8 protein-coding genes are annotated in these 21,300 nt (G+C 29.7%); 4 read left to right on the top strand and 4 right to left on the bottom strand.

Features of this window, described 5'->3' with window-relative positions; genetic code table 11:
* Positions 1–118: 118 nt before the first annotated feature.
* The 4 genes from AQ1685_RS07615 to AQ1685_RS07630 form a co-directional block, all read right to left on the bottom strand.
* Positions 119–1,654: a tetratricopeptide repeat protein gene (locus AQ1685_RS07615; RefSeq protein ID WP_162288564.1), complete on the bottom strand. Its 1,536-nt coding sequence runs from the start codon at positions 1,652–1,654 to the stop codon at positions 119–121.
* A 133-nt stretch (positions 1,655–1,787) separates the two neighbouring features.
* Positions 1,788–3,671 carry a tetratricopeptide repeat protein gene (locus AQ1685_RS07620; RefSeq protein WP_095070906.1) on the bottom strand — a complete coding sequence of 628 codons (1,884 nt, stop codon included), beginning with the start codon at positions 3,669–3,671 and terminating at the stop codon, positions 1,788–1,790.
* A gap of 664 nt (positions 3,672–4,335) precedes the next feature.
* Positions 4,336–5,157 (bottom strand): DUF4249 domain-containing protein, encoded by an 822-nt coding sequence (locus AQ1685_RS07625; protein WP_095070908.1) that lies wholly within the window; start codon positions 5,155–5,157, stop codon positions 4,336–4,338.
* Between the two features lie 4 nt (positions 5,158–5,161).
* Positions 5,162–7,531 carry a TonB-dependent receptor gene (locus AQ1685_RS07630; protein ID WP_095070909.1) on the bottom strand — a complete coding sequence of 790 codons (2,370 nt, stop codon included), beginning with the start codon at positions 7,529–7,531 and terminating at the stop codon, positions 5,162–5,164.
* Positions 7,532–8,069: 538 nt separating this feature from the next.
* Here AQ1685_RS07630 and AQ1685_RS07635 point away from each other — a divergent pair.
* The 4 genes from AQ1685_RS07635 (at position 8,070) to AQ1685_RS07650 (ending at position 21,046) form a co-directional block, all read left to right on the top strand.
* Positions 8,070–9,704, top strand: coding sequence for a tetratricopeptide repeat protein (locus AQ1685_RS07635; RefSeq protein WP_095070911.1), 1,635 nt, complete (start codon positions 8,070–8,072; stop codon positions 9,702–9,704).
* Positions 9,705–10,415: 711 nt separating this feature from the next.
* Entirely contained in the window at positions 10,416–11,795 is a 1,380-nt protein-coding gene (locus tag AQ1685_RS07640) for a hypothetical protein (RefSeq protein ID WP_095070912.1), read from the top strand.
* Between the two features lie 14 nt (positions 11,796–11,809).
* On the top strand, positions 11,810–12,334 hold the full coding sequence (locus AQ1685_RS07645) for a hypothetical protein (protein ID WP_095070914.1): 525 nt from the start codon (positions 11,810–11,812) through the stop codon (positions 12,332–12,334).
* A 30-nt stretch (positions 12,335–12,364) separates the two neighbouring features.
* Entirely contained in the window at positions 12,365–21,046 is an 8,682-nt protein-coding gene (locus AQ1685_RS07650; RefSeq protein WP_162288565.1) for a LamG domain-containing protein, read from the top strand.
* The last annotated feature ends 254 nt before the right edge of the window (positions 21,047–21,300 follow it).

Consider the following 21,300-nt stretch of genomic DNA (forward strand, 5'->3'; position numbering starts at 1 on the left):
CGCAGGGTGCAAATACGGGTGCAAAAATTAACTTCTCTTATTTTATAAGGGCTAGAGCGTAGTTTTTTTGAAACCTCAAATACAGATGAAAATGTTAAAAAAGAAGAGTTTTTAAGAATTAAAGTGATCTTATATATTCATCTAATGATTCTTCAGCAGTTAGTTTTAGTTTCTTTTTTAATCTAAATCGAGTTGATTTTATAGCGTCAAGACTTGTTTTTCTTAGGTTGGAAATCTCTTTCCGAGAAAGACCAATTTTAATGAAAGAACAAACCTCAATATCTGTTTTGGTAAGATTAGGATGTAGGTTTTTTAAATTCTTCAAAAATTCATAATTCAAAGATTCGATATTTTGTTTTAGAACTACAATTTTAGCATCTTCTAGTTTGTCTGCTTTTAAATCTGCAATAATACTTTTTAAAGAAACACCTTCTTCTTCATGGGAAAGCTTTGATAAATTTTCAGCAAGTTTCTCTTTAGATCGAAGGTGAATAATTGTTTCGGTTAACAATTCATTTACTTCTTCTTTCTTGGTGGTTACTTCTGTATTTAGTTCATCGATTTGGTTAGAGAGAAGGTCTTGTTTGATTTTATTTTTCCTTTTAATTTTTAAGTATAGCAAATAGCCTAGATATAAAACTAGCAAACCAATTATTAATGTAATAACTAAACTAGCTAAATACAATTGTTTTTGTATTTCTTCTTTTTCTAGTTGTAATTCTATTCTTCTCCTTTCTTCTGCATTAACGATACTATCTGTTATTCGTGCTTTTTCAAAAGAATGCGTCATTTCAATTTCTTTAAATTTTTTCGCATTGTTTACAACATTAATATCTTTTTGGATTTTATTGTAAGTCTTTAAATCGTTAAAAGCTAAGTCTAATTTACCTGCAGATTTGTATATTTCTCCTCTTATCTTGTACACATCATAAATACGACTAATCATATTTATTTTGTTTCCTAGTTTTATGGCTTCATTTGCGTAAAACAGAGCTTTATCATTGTTTTTTAATTGGAAATACGTTTCTGCAAGATTTCTATTCGTAATCGTTTGAGATAAATACTTGTTGACACTTTTCGTATATTTTAAAAAATTGAGTTGTAAAGGAAGTGCTTCTTCATATCTTTTTTGATCCAATAATAAACTTGCTTTATTACCATATACGCCTTGTAAAACATCATAAGCTTCAGCTAATTTTGAATGATAAATCCCTTTATCAAAAGCATAAAAAGCAGAATCTATCTTGTCCATCTCTGCATAACATTTTGCGATGTTACTATAATTAATACCTAATAATCGGTGATTTTTATTATTAGTATTTGTTTTAATAGCCTTTTTAAAGTTAACAATTGCTTTGTCACATTCATTTTTAAACTTGTATAGCATAGCAATGTTTCCATAATTTACACCTAGATATATGGAGTCATTTGTTTCAATAATAATTTTTTGAGCAGCCAAATAATCTTTCAATGCACCTGAATAATCTAATGATCTTCGTTTATACACTCCAGATTGAATTAGTAATGTTTTGTGGTGTTTTATATTATCATAACTGTTTTTTTTAAGAATCTCTCTAACCTGTTGATGATATGTTGGAAGTTTATCGGTGTTTCTACTCTTTTGATATGTACCTAAATCTAAAAGATGCTGCACTTTTAGAGAATCATTAGGTGCATTATCAATTTTATTGAGAAAGTTTACAACAATAGAATCTTTTTCCTGAGAAAAGGAACTCAGAATAAAAAAGAAAAATATTACGCTTAGGTGACGCATTTAATTTAAAAGATTAAAGTGATCTGATATAATCATCAAGAGAATCTTCAGATGTAAGGTTTAGTTTCTTTTTTAATCTAAATCTTGTTGATTTTATAGCATCAAGACTCGTTTTTCTTAAGTTAGAAATTTCTTTTCGAGAAAGTCCAATTTTTATGAAAGAACAAACCTCAATATCTGTTTTTGTAAGATTAGGATGTAGATTTTTTAAGTTCTTTAAAAATTCATAATTCAAAGATTCGATATTTTGTTTTAGAACGACAATTTTAGCATCTTCTAACTTGTCTGCTTTTAAATCAGCAATAATACTTTTTAAAGAAATACCCTCTTCTTCATGAGAAAGTTTTGATAAATTTTCGGCAAGTTTTTCTTTAGATCGAAGATGAATTATAGTTTCGGTTAACAATTCATTTACTTCTTCTTTCTTGGTGGTTACTTCTGTATTTAAATCAACTATTTCTCTAGCTAATGCTCTACGTTTACGTTTGGCTTTTCTCCAAAGGACATAAAAAATCATGAAGGCTATTAAAAGTGCAATTAGTAAAAGTGCTACAGTTACACGTCTTTTATATTTTTCAATTTCTTGATCCTTTTCTAAAAGTTCAATTTCAGTTTTCTTTTTAAAAATCTCTTGATCTTTTCGTTCTGTTTCAAATTTAGATTGATAATATAAAAAAGTATTGTCTTTAATTAACGTATTGTCTGTTTCCTCTAATTCTAAATAGGTGTTTAAATGCTCAAAAGCTTTTTTGTATTGACCTGTAGCTCCGTATACTTTAGCAATTTCTTTTTCTGCCTTTTTTATAGTTTCTTGCTGTCCTTCTTGTCCTTTAAGTGCTAAAACTTTTTTGAATGCATTTTCTGCTTTTGTGTAGTCTTTTTTTTGAACGTAAACTTTACCTTGATACTCATAATTCATCCTCTGAAAGAAATCAGGAGCACTTGTTTTTTTAACCCAATCTTTCGCCTCTTCTAAATATTGTTCAGCCAGAGTTACATTTCCTAAGTCTAAATTATAATCGATATTTAAGTTCGCTAGAAATAACTTAGATAAAACTTTTTGTTGTTTGTTTTGTATACTATCAATAAAAAAGTATGTTGAATCAATATACTTTTTTACGTTGTCAAAGTTTTTAACTTTTTGATTAATCTTTGCTAAATTTCCATAAGCATAACATAATGAGATATAATCTTTTGTTTCTTTTGCATTAGCTAAAACTCGTTTACGTTCAGTAATTGATTTTTCATGGAATCCATTTTTAGAATAAATACCTGCTAAGTCTGCAAGAGTTAAGTTTTTATAAAAATTATCATTAAGTTGATCATACAATTTATAAGCTTCTTCATAATTGGTAACTGCATCCAAAAAATCGTTTAGATCATTATAAACTTGTGCTGCGAAGAAACGCGCATCTGCAGCATTAATTAAGCCTTTGTTTGCTTTAATAAAAATATCACCAGAGCGATTATAATCTTTTATTGCTTTTTCATATTGATCTGTATTATAATAATAACTAGCTCTTTTCAGTAATAAGTGAGCTTCGGTAGTTGGATCTTTGTAAAGAGGTAAATATCCCAACATTTGATCTACATAATACTTTGTAGAATCTAGTAGAGAAATACTAGTAAAGTGTTCTATTAAAAAACGAGATTTGTTTCCTAATTTATCATATTCCTTAAGCTCTTTAGCCAGAGCTATATATTCTTTTAAAAACTTTATTTTCCTATCAGAATTTTCATGAATTGTTTTTTTAGTAATCTCATGTAAAATTTCAAGACGTTCTTTTTTATCAGTAGTATTTTCTAATTTTTTAGATAATTCTTCTACAGTGTTCTGAGAGAAAATTTGAGTGGTAAAAACTAAAAAGAAGATTGATAGTAAAACTTGTTTGATCATTCGATATGCTTAAAATTAAAATGATTTTCTCTGTTTTATTTCATAACAATATTAATACAATTATAACCTATATTCTAAAAAGTGTATCTGCAAATTTATTTTAATATATCACAAAATGAAAATTTATACAACTATTTATAGTTGACAAATGAATATTTATTCTAGTTAAGTGTTTGTTAGTTAGATGTTTGTTTTGTCCGTTTTTTGTCCGGGGTTATTTTTATGGTGAAAAAGAATTTCTTGATTTCTTTGTATCAAACAAAGTTTTGTTGCAACAAACTTTTAAGGGAAAACATAAACTACTATTAAATTATCAAAAATGTTATTTGCTACTAAAAAACAGAAGAGATACAAAGTAAGAAGAACTAAAATTAAATTTTTAATGTTACCAATCGTATACAAGGGAAAGTTTTTGTGGTTATCAAGAGTGAAACTAGAAACAGCTTTTAATGGATACAAAATGATGATTATTGGAATAGAAAGAATTTAAGCATACTTACAAATTTAGGAAAGGGGATTACCTAAATTAAATGTGCCAAATAAGCTTTATAGTATTAAAACTTATTTGGCACTATTATTTTCTTGACCTAATAATCGACTAAATATTAAGATAATTAAATATTAGTTATAGGTAGAAATTTAGTTATGTTTTTTAATTCCTTTATTATTGAATCGTATAATTCGTTCTTTCAAACTGACTTAAACGAAAATAACCTAAGACTTCTTCACTAGGGTCATTAACATTAACACAATTTCCTTTCAATTGCGCAGGAGTAGTTTGAAATGGTCCACCACCACCTTGAGTTCCTGATAATTGGATTAATTGTTCAATGTAAAAGTAGAAATCTTCTGAAATACCAAATACTTTAATGTCGATTTCTGTTCCCGAAACATTTTTTTCATCAAAATGTAAAACAAAAGCCTCATTACCATTTACAAATTCATCTCGCACAGAAGCTAAAGAAGGAACAGCTAAGTTTTCTTGTACAAACTCTCCTAAATAATAGTTTACTTCATCCGCAGGATCGTCAAAAAGTACACGAACTCTAAATTCATCTTCATTAAAACCGTCTTCTTGAGTAACACTATTGATTTCTGTAAAACCAACTAATGTTTCCGAAGCAGTATAAGTTTCTCCATTATAAACTATATTTAAATTATAAACAGCGCCAATTTCAGGAACAAAGTTTGTAGTTGAGTATTCTCCATTATTTTGATCTGCAAAAGTAAATTGAGTACCATCATTTTCTTTAGTAACTGTTACTGTAGCTCCAATTACTGGGACGTTAGGATTACTATCAAAAAATGCAGTAGAAGTACTTAATTTAATAGTTTGTTCATTTCCTGGAGTTCCTTTTTCCCAATTAATAGAAGCCTCAACAACTAAACGTGGTCCACCGTTAGGAACATCAACATCAACAACATCAGTACAAGATGAAAAAATAGTACTGATTGTTATAAACAAGATATAAATTGATTTTTTCATTTTTTTAGAATTTAAAATTATAAGTTACTGAAGGTGTAATTCCGAAGATAGAAGTGCGTTCAGCTTCATTTAATCCAGATTGATTATTTACACCAAAACTAATAGAAGCCGCATTTCTTCTAGAGTACAAGTTGTAAATACCAAATACCCATTCGGCTTGCCATTTTCTATTTTTATTTTTTCTAGGAGTTAATGTTGCCGAGACATCTAAACGGTTGTACGCAGGTAATCTATCGGCATTTCTGGTAGAATATGTAGGAATTGATAATCCATTATATTGAAATTGTCCGTTTGGATATGTAACAGGGCGACCTGTTTGGAAAACAAAGTTGGCATTGAAAGTCCAATTATCACTTAATTTATAATTTCCTGTTACAGATAAATCGTGAGTTCTATCGAAAGGTGTATTGTACCAATCACCATTGTTTAAACCAGGTCCACCTGCACGGCCACCTAAAGTTCTTTGTTCAGATTTCGAAAGCGTATATGCAATCCAACCCGTTAAATCTCCTTTGTTTTTACGTAATAAAAACTCTAATCCGTAAGCTCTAGCATCACCATTTAAAATTTCTCTTTCAATAGTATTTTGAGCAATTAATTCTGCTCCGTTTATGTAATCTACACGATTTTTTACAGTTTTATAATACGTTTCTGCTTCGATCGAATATGTATTGTTTTTAAAGTTTCTAAAATAACCAATAGCATATTGATCGGCAATTTGAGGTTTTAAAAACTCTCCACTTGGAGCCCAAATATCTAATGGAGTTGCAGAGGTTGTGTTTGAAATTAAGTGTAAATATTGTGCCATTCTATTATAACTAGTTTTAATAGATGACTTTTCATTTAGTTGATACGATAAAGCAAATCTTGGTTCAAAATTTCCGAAGCTAGCGATACTTTCTTTATCTCCGTAAGTTATTTGACCTGTTGGATTAGCACGCTCATAAATACCAAACGAAGGATTATAAATTACAGGCAAATCGTTAGCGTAAGTATTTAAAACTTGACTTCCAAATCTATTAAAATAACTGTAACGTAAACCATACATTGCAGTTAAATTGTTTGATATTTTGTGTTCTAAACTTGCGTAAATACCAGTTTCTACTGCAAACTTTTTGTCTAAGAAATCTTCGTTGATAGCAGATTCTGGAGTGAGTTTACGAATTTCACCAGGGTTAAATTTGTAGTATATTCCACTAACTCCGAAATCGAATTTTAGTTTATCATTTAAATAATAATCAATATCATATTTTAAATTGTAATTATCGATACGCGATAACCAATCTAAATCAACAAATTCAAGTTGTAAATCGTAATTGTATCGACTATAAATAGCAGATAAATTAGAGAATAACTTATCACTAAAAATATGATTCCATCTTAAGTTTGCTGATAAATTACCATAAGAATTAAAGAAAGAATTTTGAAATGTTACATCGTCATTTCCGAAGTAAGCCGAGAAAAATAAACGATTTTTATCATTGAGTTGATAGTTTGTTTTTAAGTTTAAATCGTAAAACCCAACTCTATTTTCATTGTTTGCTAGAGCAAGAAAAATATTAGCGTATGAAGCTCGACCAGCAACTAAGAAAGAACCTTTATCTCCAAACAATGGAGCTTCTGCAGTTAATCGACTTGATATTAATCCGATTCCACCAGTAAGTTTAAATTCTTTGTTGTTTCCGTCTTTTTGACGCACATCTAAAACCGAAGAAACTCGTCCACCAAACTTAGCAGGAATTCCTCCTTTATATAATTTTACATCTTTAATAGCGTCATTATTAAAAACAGAAAAGAAACCAAATAGGTGAGAGGCATTATAAATAATAGCTTCATCTAACAAAATTAAATTTTGGTCTTCAGCACCACCACGAACATTAAATCCAGAAGCTCCTTCACCAGCATTTGTTACACCTGGTAATAACTGAATCGATTTAATTACATCTACTTCACCTAATACAACAGGAATCTGTTTAATGGTTTGCGAACTAATTTTAGTAGTACTCATTTGAGGACTACGAAGATTTACTTTTTTACTTTCCTCAGCACTAATTACAACTTCATCTAATACATTAGCATCCTCACTTAAGTCGGTATTGAACTTTATATTTTTAGTCAATTCAATTTCCTTTTCAATAGGTTTATATCCAATGTAAGATACACTTAATGTGTAATTTCCTTTCGGAGCAGTGAGTGAATAAAAACCATATTCGTTGGTAGTTGTTCCTAAACTTGTTCCTTTTAAAAAAACGGTTGCTCCAAATAAGGTTTCACCATTAGCTTTGTCTTTTAATGTACCACTAATTGTAAATTTATCTTGAGAAAAACTTATTAGAGGAATTAGAAATAATATGATGATTGTATAAATTCTCATAGTTGATTACTGCTTTTTAAATGTATTATGTTTAACTTTTTTAGTTAAAACCTGAATAAATATTTTCTTAAAAAATCAGTAAAACAGTTTATAATGAAATGTTTAAGGTTGTTTAATGATTCTATAGAAAAACTTAAACAAAATTATGTTATTAGTTTCTACTATCAAAAATTGAAGGTTAATTTTTATATTAAAAAAATGTGAAATATTACATTAGTCAAAACATGATTTGTGTTTTTTTATGAATGAATATTTTCACAATAAAACCAGTGTTTTTCGTAATAACAAACTCTATTTTCAGATACTGAGAGAACATTTATATGTTATAAAGTATGGCAATTTAATTTAAGAGAAATTTACACTACAACCTTAAACAATTTTAATAAGAAATATTTATGAAAATTCAATAAACAACTGTTGTTTATGTATAGTATTGCCTGAGCTAAATAATATCAATAATCTTTCGTTTTGGTTTCAAATAAAGGGTGTGTATTTTAGCAACTATATTAATTAATTTAATCGAATATACGCCCCCACTGTGAAAACTAAATTAACCTACCTCATCCTATTATTTCACTTAACGACAATTATAGCACAAAATAACGATGGCTTATTACAAATATTAAAAGATAATGTAACAAATTCTACAACAGATTCTGCGAGTGTACATCATAAAATAATTTTAATAAAAAAGATGTATACATTTAATGTTGATACTTCAAGGATTTTACTCAAAGAGGTTTTTAAAACTATAGACAAGTATCCAGAAAGAGAATATTATTTTCAAAAACATAAAGCTGTAGCTTTAAATTATTTAGCAATTTTAGATAAGAAGGAAGATAAAATGGAAGCTGCATTATCTAATTATCTAAATGCATTAGATCTTAGTAAAAAGATTTACGATTCTATTACTATGGGGTTGTCTTTTCACAATCTAGGAATGTTTTACAGAAAGCAAAAAGAATTTAAAAAATCTAAAGACTATTTTAGGAAAGCTATTTCAATTAAGAAAAAGATAGGTGATGTAGAAGAGTTAGCTTTGTCATACCATATGTTCTCAGTGACTCATTATCAGGATGAAAACATTGATTCTGCATTGTTTTATGTTAAAAAAACGAAAGCTTTACCATGTTCTAATCTTCGTAAAGCTAAAGTGAATACTAATTTGGCTGCTATATATTATTCTCAAAAGAAATATGATAAATCTAAAGCTATTTATAAAGAAAATATAAAAATGTTGAAAGCAACTAATGATCAAAGTTGGTTATCTACAAGTTATTTAAATTTAGCTGTCTTACATAATGCATTAAAAGAGTATGATAAAGCAGTTCCATACTTAGATACTGCAATTGTTTTAGCAAGAAAAATGAAGCGTAAAGATTTGCTACTAAAACAATACTTTAGTAGGAGTAGTGTACAAGAAACAAGAAAAAAATATAAAAAGGCGCTCGTTGACTATAAAATAGCAATGGCGTATTTTGATACGATAAACGATACTAAAAAAGTAAAACGCATAACAGAACTAGAGTTAAATCACAAATTTGAAAAAGAAAAGTTGGCAAACCGACTACAGTTAGATAATGAAAGTTCTAAGAAGAAATTATATCTCTTAATTTCAATTTGTATTGTACTACTTAGTAGTATTATATTATGGTTATATAGAAAAAATACAAAACAGCAAATTCGTTTATCTGAAACTCGTTTGCAACAACAAGAATTAGAAAAGCTAAAAACAGAACTAGCTTTAGTCACTAGAGAAAAAGAATTAAAAAATGCAGTTGTTGAAAACTCAATAAAACAAGAAGTTTTTAAACAAACTCTAAAAGAGATCAAAGCGATATTAAAGTTGGATAATGAACAAGATCGAAAAAAGTCATTACAATCCATAACGGCATCTTTATTATCTGAAACAGTAACCTCAAACAGTGATTTAAAATCTTATTTAGATAAAGTTAGTTTTGATTTCAAGGTGATATTAGATAATAAACTTCCTCAACTTAATGAAAGAGAAAAGGAGATTCTGTGTTTAATGACATTGGGACTTAATGCAACTGAAATTAGTAAACTACAAAACTCTTCTGTTTCAGCAATAAAATCTTCACGTTCACGCATTCGAAAAAAGATAGGAGTAAACTCAAAAGAAGATATCATAACATATATAAAAAACTTATAATTTGACTTGTATAAATATGAAGATTGAAAACTATGAAGTTCTCAGATCTAAAAAGTAGAACAAGTAATTTTGTAACTAATTAAGAATAGATTTTAATCATACTTTTTACACTACCTATATAATTTTACAGTAATTTTTTAGCGGACAAATAACGGACAAAATATCTCTACAAGTATTGAATACACTGGTGTGACACCCTTTTGTAACCCCCGTATCGCTTGTTTTAATCAAAAAAAATAAAGAGGTTTGTACAAGAATTAAAAACTAAACTTTAATAACGTCCTCCTATTTTAATTATGAAACCTACCTATTCAAATTCTTTGTCATTTAATTTTTACAAGTATGTAAAAGAAGAAAACTCTTGCAAAACTTATACAAGAGTGAAAATTATTAATAAACAAGTACACCTAACTTATTTTTTGATTTAAAATAATCTAACAAGCTTTTTAAAGATTTAAAATCGTTTGTTCAGACCCAAAAAGTACACTTAACTTATACTATTAGGATAAGAAAAGAAATAAAACTGTATTGATAATTCAATATTAGAAACTTCTTATTCTAAACATAAAAATACCTAACGCGATAACTGGTTGGGGTGAACAACTATTGTCTAAACTTAAAGATTTCTACAATTAGAAACACACACTGAATTGTATTCTTAATTACAGTTCTATTAACAATTAAAAACATTTAACCTTGAAAATTAAAATCATGAAAAAAAGAGATTACATTTTAACAGCAACTTTAATAATATTAAGTGCTTACACAACTATTGCTCAATCTGTAGGAAGCGATTGGGGAGACAAAAAAGATCTTCTTGTAGTGAACAGAGATCGATCTAATCATTGGGGACAACTTAGACTTCAAACTTCTAATAGAGGTGTTACATTATCCAATTATAAAGATAGATTTGCAGTTCAATTTGTTACCAGTAATGATTATAAAAATTTTGGAACAGAACGTTTTACTGTTAGAAATAGCGGTAATGTTGGTTTAAATGGTGTTACTAACCCTTTAGGAGAATTACAATTTAAAAACACCATTAACAATAGAAAACTAGTACTTTGGCACAGCAGCAATAATAATGCTCATCAATTCTATGGACTAGGAATAAATTCAAATACTTTAAGATATCAATCTGAAGCAAATCATGTTTTCTATTCTACTATAAACAGTAGCAGTTCTAGAGAAAATCTACGTATTAACAAAGACGGTAAAGTTGGTCTAGGAGTATCTAATCCAGAACAAAACTTACACGTAAAAGATAATGCGCTTATTAGTAATACTTTTCTTGGTAAAGTAGGTGATAGTAATAGTTGGGCTGGTTTAGCTCATAAAGATCAAGTAGGTACAGATACTTATGCTATGATTACTCAAAATAACGGGAAACATACACTTATCAATAAAAAGAATACAGGTGATGGATATATCGGTTTTAGAGTTGGTAACGCAAATAAAATGGTTATTGATAATTCTGGTAGGGTAGGAATAGGAACACATGAACCTAAAGGAGAATTGCACTTAAGTAAATCTACAAAAAACAGAAAAATAGTACTTTATGAAGCTTCTAATAACGATCATAATTTTTATGGTTTTGGTGTAAATAGTGCTACTTTAAGATATCAATCAGGTCAAAATCATGTGTTTTACAGTTATGTAAGTCCAACTTCATCTAAAGAAGTTTTTAGAATTAACAAAAATGGTACGGTTAAAATAGGAAATACCAATTTAGCTCCGGACACTGTAGACACTTCATTACTTTCTGTTAGCGGTGGATTGAGAACAAATAAAGTGGTATTAAACATTGGAACATTTCCTGATTATGTTTTTGATAAAAACTACGATTTAATGCCTCTTGAAAAAGTTGCTGAATATATTAATGAGAACAAGCACTTACCAAATATTCCTTCTGAAAAGGAAATCGTAGCTTCTGGTCTTGACATGAACATGATTACTACTAAACTTGTTGAAAAAGTAGAAGAATTAACACTATACACTATAGACCAAGAAGATAAAATTAAAGCACAAAATAAGCTTATTGAATCTTTAGTAAAGCGTTTAGAGCGTCTTGAAAATAAAGAACAAAAGTAAAAATTAGCACTCGTATGAAAGTATTTAATTTTTTACTAATAGTGTTGTGCTGGTATCAAGGAATAACTGCACAAAACACAGAGCTTATCGTATTTTATGCCGATGAAGGAGCTCAGAAAAAGGTCTTAAACTTAGATAAAGAAACCAATTCTTTGGTATTAACAGAAAAAAGTAATACGACCCCAGATACTTATTTTGATGCTTTTATTATAAAGCAATCAGAAGATAATCCAGCTACTGTTTTTTTAATTTCTGCTCAAGAAAATAATTTGTTTTTAAAAAGAGATGGAAACAATTTAGTTTTTAGAGAAATACAGGAAGAAACAAATATTAAAGACTACCAATGGGAAATTCAATATTTCGGATATCCTTATATCGCTCTATGTGATCCTACCAAAGACAAAAGTGTAATGTACATGCAAAATGGTGTTCTTTCAATGAAGAATGTTCCTAATGCTAGTTGGAATTTGTCGAGTAATGACGACGATAAGGGTAATTCCTATCGATATAAAATCGGCAAAATTGTAAAAACATTCTAAAATTTTAATACACATTTAAAATCATAAATGATGAAAAAACTATTAATTACAGCGCAAAGTTGTTGCTGGATTATACTACTTTGCTTTTTTCTGAATACGCATTTGATAGCACAAACTGCAAATGAAAATATATCGGTACTAAAAATGCCAAGTAGTTCGGGTCATATTTCTAATTTTGACACTAATGTAGGTTTAAAATCTATGTTATTGGATAAAGGAAATTTAGGCGAAGCAACCATCGAATTTTGGACAAAATTCAAAAACGATTCTGAGTCGTTATTATTTACCACAGATGCCTTAAACAACAAAGGATTTACATTTAAAATTCACCGTAACAACGTAATTTTAAACAGTGATTATTTAAATGATCAACAGCCTATTGATATTCCTGCTACAATTACAGGTACTTTTTGGCAACACTATGCTTTTACGTTTTATCAATTAGGTCCTAATTCATTTAATATCGATTTACATGTAGATGGTTATAAAGTGAAAACGTTTAGTGCTATTGAAATAGCTGATAATTACGACTTATATTTTACAAAAGGAGGAGCTAATCAAGAAATCTTTTTAGCTGAAGTAAAAGCTTGGAATGTAAAAAGACAAGAAGAGCAAATATTTAATAATAGATATACTTCTTTTTATAACTACACAGGTAATATCATAAACGATCAAATAAATAAAGGACTTGTAGCTAATTTCTCTGGAGATGCTGAAGAACAACCTACAAATCAATATATGCCTGAGCTTACCTCAACGCATTGGTTAAACACAATTCAGCAAGATGGTTATCCTGCTTACGGAAAAATTGCATCAAAGCTAACAAGCAATAGCAGTAATAAAACATTGGCTTTCATTAATAGTGAAATAGAAAATCCAATTAGCCAATTAGATCAAATCATTGTTAGTGCTTCTAAAGGTGCTTTTTCTGATAAAGTGGAACTTAAATGGTTTCATGTTGCTGATTTAACCTATTATAATATTTACAGAGATGGAAGTAAAATAGGTACTGAAGATAATATCACAAAAAATAGTGGAGAACAGTTATTTTTTACAGATAAAGGAGCCTTACCTGGAACAATATATACATATACAATAGTAGGTGACAATACAGATGCACCAAACCCTAAAAGTGGTAGTAATACTGGATTCATTTTTCCGAATGGTACCCTTACAGGAGTTGTAAAAACACAATCAGAAGTATATGTTAAAGATGTAGCTATTGAAATTAATTTAAACGAACCTGATCCAAGTAATACAGATGCTGTTAATGCATATACAGCAGCGAATGGTAGTGCCTTAGAGTTTGCTGCAAATTCACCTAAAATTAGTTTTGTCGAAAGTAAATTAATTACTGATAATAATAATATTACTATAGAATTTTGGTATAAGAACGGAACCACTACCGGAAGAGGAACTAACAAAGTATTTCAATCAGGTAATACTTCAATTGCAATAAATACTTCTAGTAATACAGATGTATCAACTAGTATTCAGTTTAATAATAATATTGTTAAGACTTTTCCATTAGGCGCTAACGATACAGAGTGGCATCACTATGTATATGCTTTTGGAAACGATGGTATTAATGTGTACAAAGATGAAGTACTTGTTGGTACTGATACTACTGCTTTTGACTGGAGCTCTACCTCTAACGATTATAATTTTTATATCAATCAAGCTGCTGCACATACATATTTAGTAGATGAATTTAGAGTATGGAAGGGTAAGAAAAATCTTGACGAAATTGAAAAATATGCTACTTATATAGCTGATTCAGATGAAGAAAATTTATTATTAGCCTATTCTATGGACCTTAATGATACTAAAGCAATTTATAATCGTGCTTCTGTTTCACAAGGTAGTTATGTAGGAAAAATAGAACAAACATCTAATTTAGTTTACAAAGAGCAACCTAAAGCTTTAAAATATGTAGCGTATACAGATGCTAATGGTAGTTACGAATTCAGTGCTATTTACAGTACACACGATAAATATACCTATACTTCTAGAGCTACTAAACCTATACATGAGTTTAAACCATCTACGGTTGGTGCAATTATAAAACAATCTTCTTTACCTAGTGACTACAGTAAAGTAGCTAACTTCACTGATATTTCTAATTTACCTGTTGCAGGTAGAATCTTTTATGTTGAAGGTGAAAACAAGTATCCTGTTCCTGCTGGAAGAAGATTAGCGATTGATGGGCAACCATTATTAGGTTCTGCTGATGGTTTATTAAGTAATAAAGATGGTGTATACAGTGTTTCATCTTCTTTAGGTTTACATACTTTTGAAGTTTTTAATCCTGAATTAACAAATAACAATAGCTTAAACAGTTTAGATTTTTCACCTGTAGAAGCAGATAATACAATTACAAGTGGTGGTTATGCTGTTACTAAAAACACTATCAATTACAAAGATAATGGTATTACGATCTCTGGATTTGTGAAACCTTTTGTGTCTGTTACCTACCCTAGTTTTGTTCCTGAAAAACAAACATTACTACAATGGAACCAATTAGAAGTAGTTTTAAAAAACAATACTTTAATTCAAGTATTCTATAATGATCAATTACAAAAAGAAGCTGCTTTAAACAATCCTAGCTCTTTCTCTTTTTTCGCTGTAAGTATTGCTGATACGGGTGAATTAGGTTTATTAGTAAATGGTACTTATAAATCAGGAATGATAAGCGCTCCTACTTTTAATAATGATTGGTTGTATATAGGAGCAAGCACAGATAATGGAGGCACTGCAACTGCATCTAACTTATCTCCTATGACTTTGGTAGAATTTAGAAATACTTCATATACTGAAGCTGAATTGAAAGCTATCAAAAGTGGTGATATTATTGATGGAGATGCTGATCACTTAGAATTATCTTTCGATTTTGCTCAAGAAAAAGGAAACAGAGCTTTATCTAAAACTGTAGCTGGTAAAGACAACTATTTAGTGTTAAATGATGCTGCAACTATCAGCAATTCAGAAATCATAACCTATTCAAAAAAATACAAGTATGAATATGTAGCTACTACAGCTCGATACAATCCTCAAGCAGGTAGTCATTTGTATTCTTTAAATGTTATTGATCCAATGACTGAGGTAGATTTTGAAATGAAAGATCGATTTGGTTTTGTAGGAAATATAGTTATTCCTTGCGAAAATACAATTGGAGCATGGACAGGAACAATTACAAGAACTGATAGTGATGCAACTCCTGCTTTCTCAAAAGAAATTACAGCTAGTAATTTTGATAATGAGAACAAAGTATTTATGATAGATGGTCTTATTCCTGGAAAATATGAAGTGATTATTACCAATGTAAATGATACAACTATTACTAGAAGTATCTCAAACATAGATATCACTAAAGGTTGGGCTACTTATGATTTTGAATATAGAGCTCCTTTATCTATTGAATTGAATGCATATCAAGTAAAAGAAGATAAAATTACCACTCCTTTAGAAGATTTAGTTGAAAGTGATTTCGACCTTTTAGAAAAAGCTTGTGGTAAAGATTTCTATGTATTTAGCGAAGGTGCACCTGTATTGCTTCAAGCAACTGTATTTGAACAATATGGAGATCAAAAATGTATGATCGAAGAGGCTACAGTTAATTTTACAGGTGGATTATTCAAACTAGCTGATGGTGCTACTTCTGCACAAGGAAAAACAGATGCAAATGGACATGCAGTATTAGCTTCTTTTGCAGCTACTCCTAATTTTATGGCTCCACATACAAAAGGTTTTACGATTCAGGCTATGAAAAATGAGAGCAGTAAAATTGAAACTTTAAAAGGGTTAATTACTGGAGCAAGAATGAACAATAGTGATTTTACTATTGCTGATCCTGTTATTAATTATGTCTTACACGATCCTCCTGGTGATGGAAGTAGCGCAACTCTTAAAAAAGGAACTAAATCAGTTACTACTGGTAAATGGAATGCTGCTTTAGGATATACAGGTACACTTAGTAATCAATTAGGTTTAGAACACAGACAAAACTTAGTGGCTACCGTATTAGGGTTTGGTACTTCTATTACTGCCTTTAAAGCTGAGGTTTCAACAGGCGTAGATGTACAATTTAGTGCTTTAGGAACGTATAATGGTAGTACCGTTACAGAAACTGAAAATACTGAAGAGTTTTCTACATCAAGCTCTGAAAGCATTGTCGGTAAAGAAGCGGATTTATTTATTGGAACTGGGTATTTAATAACTGTTGGTTCTGGTGAAACATTGGCGTACGATAGTGATGCTTGTGAAGTTCAATACAGTTCTAATGCTCAGGTTTTAAATAATAAAATAGATAATTCTTTTTCACATACCTATTATGATATTAAAAAAGATATGATTCCTAATTTATTAGAAGCTATAGCGAATGAAACTGATGATAAAAAAATTAAGTCGTATGAAAATTCTGTTATAAAATGGAGTGCTGCTTTAATTAACAACGACTTTGCTTTAAACTTATATAAAAGATCAGACTATGCATATTTGAAAGATCACGCATTTCTTTCTGAACTTGATCAAAAGTTAGATGAATATGACGAAAGTAAATATGATTGGAATGATTATAAACAATTTAAAAACTTTGATAAAAACAGAAGTTTTGATGGTGGTGGTTCTGTATACACTAGAAATATTACCACTGCTGATACTGATACCAATGGTGCAGATTTTCAGTCTACCTTTGATTTTGGATATAAAACACAAGTAGATGGAACTGTAGCTGGTGTAAGTTCTAAATTTGAATATACCAATACTGTAAACACTGCATTGGGTGGTGGTTTCGAAATTACTGATGAAACAAACACCTTGGTGCAGTACACCTTAACGGATGGTGATGCTGGTGATCGTTTTGCTTTAGAAATAAGACGTGATCCAAATTATGGAGTGCCTATTTTTAAAACTTTAGCAGGAAAAAGTTCTTGTCCGGCAGAGCGTGGTACACAAATTAGAACAGGTGTAGAAATTTCTTCAGAAAAAACCATTGCTAATGGCTTAGCGGGACAAACATTAGAATACCAAGTAAAACTGAGAAATACCCAAACAGCTGGAAATGCAGATTCTCCTAAAACCTACGAGCTTTCTCTTTCAACAGAAACCAATCCACTTGGTGCTATTGTTACAGTTGGTGGTAAAAAGTTAAATGGTAACACTATTTCTTATTGGTTTGGTCCAGACGATACCTCTCCTACTGGTATTAAACAAGAATATGATGTTACTGTACAAGTAACAATGCCAGACAACGAAACAGATTCGTATGTTGAATACAAAGATTTGGAGTTGTTATTTGCGGTACCTTGTGAAGGACATACTGATTTAGATTATGATCACAACATTAGTGTATACGAAGATGCAGGAGTTAAAAGTATTGATGCTTTATATCTGACTGCTCAGTTCCATGGACCTTGTATTAAAGAAACGATTATGAATAGTCCTCAAGAAAATTGGGTGATTAATCAATCGAACAATAATATTCAAGATTTTATTTTCACGCTTTCTGGTGTATCAATAGAAAATGATGAAGTAGTACTGCCTGGTAGTTTAACTGCTGTAGAAATAGAATATGCTTTGGCTGACAACAATACGCCTATTTTGTTAAAAACAATTACAGCTGAAGAGTTAAAGAATATGTATAGCGATACTCACAATGCTTTTAAAGCTTCTGTTGATGTATCTGGATTGGTAAATGGTGGTTATGGTTTTAGAATTGTACCTGTATGTGGATTAGGAACTGAAGTTTGGAGGCGAAATACACCTACCCCATATGTGTATGGAAACGTGTCTAGAACTGCTCCATTATTATTAGAAACGAGTCCTATTGAAGGAGGAATATTAACTGATGGAGCTATTACTGCTGTTTACAACAAGCCTTTAGATCCTACTACACTTACTTCTTTAAATATTTCGTTAAGAGGTACATTAGGAGGTTTACCTAAAAAATTAATATCAGCTGAATTTAATGGACCTACAGATATTATTACCGTTCCACACGGAGATTTCTTAAATCTTTCTGGTGCATTCACTACAGAGTTTTGGATAAATCCAACTGCATATCCAGTTAACGGAATAGTGAATCTATTTGAAAAGGGTAACAACTATAGTTTAGGATTAAATGCAAATGGAAAATTAGTATATAAAGAAGGACTAGGTGGAAATACTACTGCAAGCTTACCTCTTCATGAATGGACTCACGTAGCCATGGTATATGATGGATACAATAACATAAACTTCTATTTCAATGGTGTTTTGGTGTATTCTGATGTTGGATATAATGTATCTAATGAAAATATTCAATTAAATACTGATGATTTAATTATTGGTGGATCTAACGATCAAAATGAAGGATATTTAGGTTTAATAGATGAATTACGAATTTGGAATAAAGCACGTTCACACGGACAAATTGTTTCTTTTAAAGATAAACAGTTATTAGGTAACGAAGATCAATTAATGGCATATTATGTATTTGATAATATCGCTTTAGAAGTAGATGGTTTCCAAGAAGGTGTTAGAGATTTCACTGGTAATACTAGTGGTAGTACTCAAAATGGTATTTCTTGGATTGAAGGTGATTTTGCAGCTCCTTTATCTATTGAACAATTAATACAAGACATTCCTATTGAAGTAAACACAAATGTTGACAATAATGAAATTATTATCACGCCTTTAAACTTTCAAGAGTATTTCTTAGAAGGAGCTAAATTAACTGCTATACTTAGTAATAACTCTATCAAAGGTGTAGACGGTAATATTACTGAAGGTCATAGTTGGTCGTTTACCATCAATAAGAATAATACTAGCTGGAACAAAGCCAATATTAATGCTTCTCAACAAGTTGGAAATACTACAAGTTTTTCTGCAACACTTACCAACAATGGAGGTACTGATACAACTTTTGAACTACAATCTTTACCCGATTGGTTAAAGTGTACAAATGTTACGGTTGGTGATGAAATAACTATTGAAGCTGGTTTTGAAAAAACATTAAACTTTAGCACTTCGGCTTACTTAAACAAAGGTGTTTTTTACGATAACATTGGTGTAATTACTTATAGTGAAACTGGAACTAGAACTGGTTACGAATACTTTAAACTTACATTAGATGTTAATTGTGAAACCCCAGATTATGAATTTAATGCCTCTAATTTCCCTTTTAAAAAGGAATTTACAGGAACATTAAACATTGCTGGTGAAATTTCAGAAGATACTAACGATGTGATAGTTGCTTATTTTAACAATGAAGTAAGAGGAAAAGGTAGCGTTTCTATGATCAATAATAAGCCAACTGTTTTATTAGATGTCTTTTATAATGTCGGTGAGTCTGGTGATTTATATTTCCATGTTTGGGATGATTCTCATTGTAAAGAATACATTGGTTTACAACAAACTTATGCTATTGGAGATACTCCTTCTGAAGGAAATATTATTACACCTGTATTATTTGAAACTGGTGATACTATTGTAAAAAGAATTCCTTTATTACAAGGTTACCAATGGGTTAGTTTCAACTCGATCAATAATCCTCAAACTTCTATTTTAGATGTTAATCGTATTAAAGGTATGGAAGAAGGTGATCAAATCATGGAACTATCTGGAAATGAAATCACTTCATTCTCGGCTACTGGAGAAGCTAGTGGTACGCTTCAACAATTAGATTATACCAAAGGATATCAAGTGAAATCTGCAAGTGATAAACTAATGCTTATTCAAGGTACTGATGCTCCTATGAATACTAATATTTCTGTAAATGGTGGATATGCAACCAACTATGTAGGATATATTCCTAATGTAATGTTTAACACCTCGTATGCTTTACGTTCTTTATCTAATAAATTTTCTATTGGAGATAAAGTTTCAGGACGAGAAGGTTTTTCAGAATTTACTGCAGAAGGATGGAAAGGTACTTTAACACATTTAATACCAAACAAGTCTTATAGTATTAAAATGTTGAACCCTGGTACTTTAAATTATTCTGGTGTTGTTACTACTTCAAATAATGTAGCTTCAAGAACAATGTCTTTTGATGATGTAACATCAGAAAATACTGATAAAAATGCGTTAGATACTAAATACTTAAAAGATGCTAAAGCGAAAGGTATTGAGGTAGATGGAACAAAATATCCTTTTATTATGTCTGTTACTGCAAAAATTGTTGCTGATAATATAGATACTGATAAAGAATATATGGTTGTTGCAGAATCAAACGGTGAATATAGAGGGATAGCAAAAGCTGTGAAACAAGAAGATGACTTTGCTTACTTTATGACTGTTTATGGAACCAATAAAGAAACCATAAATTTCAAGGTTATTACAGATGATGAAACTTTTGCTATTAAAAACACGTTGTCTTTTTCTAAAAATCAATTTGTTGGTAACATAGAAAACAGATATCCTTTACGTGTATCCAATTCAAGTCAATCTGGTATTAATGGAAGTATATTGACTATCGACAACAATCCTGTTGGTGAAATAGCAACTATTCATATGCAACCAATAACTACAGATAACTATGTGTTAAACTTAGTAAGTCTTAATGGTACTGAAATTGCAACATTATTTTCTGGAAAATTACAAGAAAATGAACGCACATCAGTAATTTTAGATAGATCTAACGATTCGCGATTAAATAAAATACCAAACGGAATTTATTTATGTCATCTTAAAAATTCAAACAGTAGCACTGTATTAAAATTGATTTTTAAGTAATTTTTTAAAAGTAAAAAACTTTATAAGCTGTCTGAAAAATATTTTCAGACAGTTTTTTTTTATGAAATAATTATTCAGTTACTTCTTAACTAAGTCTTAGCTTATGTTTATTTGTAGTTAGTTATTTCAAATTAATTTATATCAAATAATATTAAATATTTGAATCACATCTTAATACAAAAATTCTCTTTTAATATTAAAGGAGAGTTTTTCTTTTTACAAGAGCATATTTTTTCAAAACAAAAACGTATATT

This window comes from Tenacibaculum jejuense (assembly GCF_900198195.1).
GTDB classification, from domain to species: Bacteria; Bacteroidota; Bacteroidia; order Flavobacteriales; family Flavobacteriaceae; genus Polaribacter; species Polaribacter jejuensis.